Source organism: Roseateles sp., from assembly GCF_052436255.1.
Lineage (GTDB): Bacteria > Pseudomonadota > Gammaproteobacteria > Burkholderiales > Burkholderiaceae_C > Pelomonas.
The window spans coordinates 1-2,912 of record NZ_JBQVNP010000276.1; the positions used below are offsets into that span (position 1 = coordinate 1).

Genomic DNA, 2,912 nt, shown 5'->3' on the forward strand with positions numbered 1-2,912 from the left:
CCCTGCTCCTTGGTGCGCCCGTTGTAGGGAACGAAGATCTCGCCCTTGGCGTCGACGATGACGCCGGGCGCCACGGTCAGGCCCGTCGGGTCGGACTGCTGCGCGATAACCGCGCCGGCGTTCGGCAGCAGCTCCGGATGGTCGTACACGATGATGCCGACCACGTCGCCCGAGCCGATGGTGTAGACCGGCGCCGTGGCGAACAGGCGCTTGATGTTGTCCGGCGGGCTCTTCGGCTTCTGCGCGAGCTGCGCGCGGATCAGGTCGGGCGTGATCGTGATGATCTTTCCGCTGTCCGCCGAGGCGGTGCTGTCGCCCGTGTTCTTGCCGTAGCCCAGCGGCCCCACCGAGCCGAAGCCCGGCGCGCAACCCGTCAGCGCCACCAGCCCGATCGACAGCAGCAGCGCCAGGCCCAGCCATCGCAGCCGGGACTCGGCCTCCGCACGGGCCAGGACTGCTGCGAGAGGGTGCGTTCCGCATGACTGCGTCGCTGGATCATGGCGTTGCATGGTGATCTCCTTGACGGCTGGTTGAGGGCTGGTTGGGTTGGGGTTGATGAATGGGGCGGGGTCGGATGCCTCGCTTCAGGGTGCGGCCCACGTGGTGGGCATGGCCGTTTCCACGCTGGCCGGTGTCCGGCTTTCCTGGCTGCGGCGTTCGGTGGCGGGGCTGAAGCAGCGCTCGGCGACCCAGTCGCCCACCGAGCGCAGGAACAGCTGTTGTCCCTTCTCGGTGCAGACGGTGTGGTCGACCTCGCCGATGAACTCGTACTGCACCCCTTGCGTGAAGGGCTTGCGAGCGAAGGCTCCGAGCTGGTCGCGGCCGCGGTCGCAGACATGCAGCGAGCCCGAGTACAGGAGGGAACCTCTAAAAACCCCCATCTCCCGACCGACACCGCCCCATCCAACGCGACAATCACCCGATGAGCAAGCACAAAGCCCGCAGCGCCATCAAGTTCGACCTCTTTGCCGACGCAGCGCGCAAGCACAAGATCGAAACGCTGGGCGATCCGCTGCAGGTCATTGCCCGGCACATTGACTTCGCCCACCTGACGCAGGTCATCGATGGATTGTTGCCCAGGGGTGACGCCAGTAAGGGCGGGCGTCCGCCATACCCCACCGAGGTGATGGTGCGTATTCTGGTCCTCAAGCATCTCTACAACCTCAGCGACGAGCAGATGGAGTACCAACTGCTGGACCGCATGAGCTACCAGCGCTTTTGCTTGCTGCAGGACAGCGCCAACATCCCCGACCGCAACACCATCTGGCACTACCAGCAGCGCCTGGGCGTTGATGGCGTCACAGCGCTGTTTCAGGCGGTGGACGGCCAGTTGCTGCAGCGCGGCTACGTGGCACGGTGCGGGCAGATCATCGACGCCACCCTGGTGCCCGCTCCCATCCAGCACTTCACCAAGGAAGACAAAGCACAGCTCGAACAAGGCAAGATCCCCGCCGACTGGAATGCCGCCAAGCGCAGACAGAAAGACCTGGATGCCACCCACACAAAGAAGCACGGCAAGGGCTACCACGGCTACAAGCTGAGCATCAGCGTGGACGCCCGGCACAAGTTCATCCGCAAGATCACCACCGGCACGGCCAGCGAGCACGACAGCACGCACTTTGATGAAGTGCTGGACGAGCACAACACCAGCGGCGACGTCTATGCCGACCGGGGCTACCCCAGCGCACAGCGCAGTGAGATGCTCAAGGTCCTGGGGCATCGCGAGCACATCCAGCGCAAAGCCAAGCCGGGCCGGCCTTTGAGCGAATGCCAGAAGGGACGCAACAAGCGCATTGCCAAGACCCGGGCCCGGGTGGAGCACCCCTTTGCCCAGATGCGCCACATGGGCGGCAAGTTCATTCGCACCATTGGCCAAGCGCGCGCCACGGTCGCCATGACCATGATGGCTGCGTGCTACAACCTCAAGCGCCTGGCGAAGTTCCTTGATGACGGGGTGGATGCGTTCTACAAGAACAAGCCATCAAAGACCGAGGTGCGCCTGCAGGGGGCCAATGCGTGAGGAATGGGGCACAAAAAACCCTAAAAAGAGACGGAATTGCACAAAAAATAGGCAGATCTGCGGGTTGCGAACAGCTTGCGTCAGAGACGGGCTGAAAACGGCAGTTTTTAGAGGTTCCCTGGAGTACGCGAGCCTGTGAGCATCAAGGCGCTGCGCTCCACCTTCGGCCCCAACTGCCATTGGTGCGGCCTCCCTATGGATTTCGACGAGCCGCTCGGCCGCCCGGAGTCCGCGACCATCGAGCACCTCGTCGACTCGACCTTCGGCGGCATCCGTTCGTCGAAACACCGCCGGCTTGCGCACGCGGCCTGCAACCATGCGCGCAACGAGTTCCGCATGCAGGCCGAGCGCCAGTTCAGGCAATGGATCGCGGAACGGCAGGACTCCGGGAAAGCCCTGACTGAAAAATAGACATTCGTCTGAAATTCAGGCAATGCAAGTGTTCTGAATTCAGCCTGACAGCGTTTCTGTCGAATGAAGAAACGTTTGTTATCAATGGCTTAGAGGATGGCACGGAGTGTGCAATATTCAGTCACCTTTTTCAGGAGACAAAGAATGAACCGTCGCCACCTCGTCGCGCTGGCAGCGCTCGCCACCTGCGCCGCAGCCGCCCCGGCATGGGCCCAGTCCAACGAAATCCGCATCGCCCACATCTACAGCAAGACCGGCGCGCTGGAGGCCTACGGCAAGCAGACCCAGACCGGCTTCATGATGGGCCTGGACTACGCCACCGGCGGCACGATGACGATCAACGGCAAGAAGCTGGTGGTCATCGAGAAGGACGACCAGGGCAAGCCCGACCTCGGCAAGTCGCTGCTGGCCGCCGCCTATTCCGACGACAAGGCCGCGCTGGCCGTCGGCCCGACCGCTTCGGGCGTCGCACTCGCGATGC

The 2,912-nt window shown here is 63.4% G+C and carries 5 protein-coding genes; 3 read left to right on the plus strand and 2 right to left on the minus strand.

Going from position 1 to position 2,912, the window contains the following annotated elements:
- Both ACT6S0_RS27425 and ACT6S0_RS27430 read right to left on the minus strand, forming a co-directional pair.
- Positions 1-509: polysaccharide biosynthesis/export family protein (locus tag ACT6S0_RS27425; RefSeq protein WP_444766890.1), on the minus strand; the 509-nt coding region annotated here is incomplete at its 3' end.
- A gap of 75 nt (positions 510-584) precedes the next feature.
- Positions 585-881 carry a hypothetical protein gene (locus tag ACT6S0_RS27430; protein ID WP_444766891.1) on the minus strand — a complete coding sequence of 99 codons (297 nt, stop codon included), beginning with the start codon at positions 879-881 and terminating at the stop codon, positions 585-587.
- Positions 882-922: 41 nt separating this feature from the next.
- On the opposite strand from ACT6S0_RS27430, the gene ACT6S0_RS27435 reads away from it, so the two are divergent.
- The 3 genes from ACT6S0_RS27435 to ACT6S0_RS27445 form a co-directional block, all read left to right on the plus strand.
- Positions 923-2,020 (plus strand): IS5 family transposase, encoded by a 1,098-nt coding sequence (locus ACT6S0_RS27435; RefSeq protein WP_444766892.1) that lies wholly within the window; start codon positions 923-925, stop codon positions 2,018-2,020.
- A 135-nt stretch (positions 2,021-2,155) separates the two neighbouring features.
- Positions 2,156-2,431, plus strand: coding sequence for a hypothetical protein (locus ACT6S0_RS27440; RefSeq protein ID WP_444766893.1), 276 nt, complete (start codon positions 2,156-2,158; stop codon positions 2,429-2,431).
- A gap of 144 nt (positions 2,432-2,575) precedes the next feature.
- The coding region (locus ACT6S0_RS27445; protein WP_444766894.1) for an ABC transporter substrate-binding protein at positions 2,576-2,912 on the plus strand (337 nt) is incomplete at its 3' end.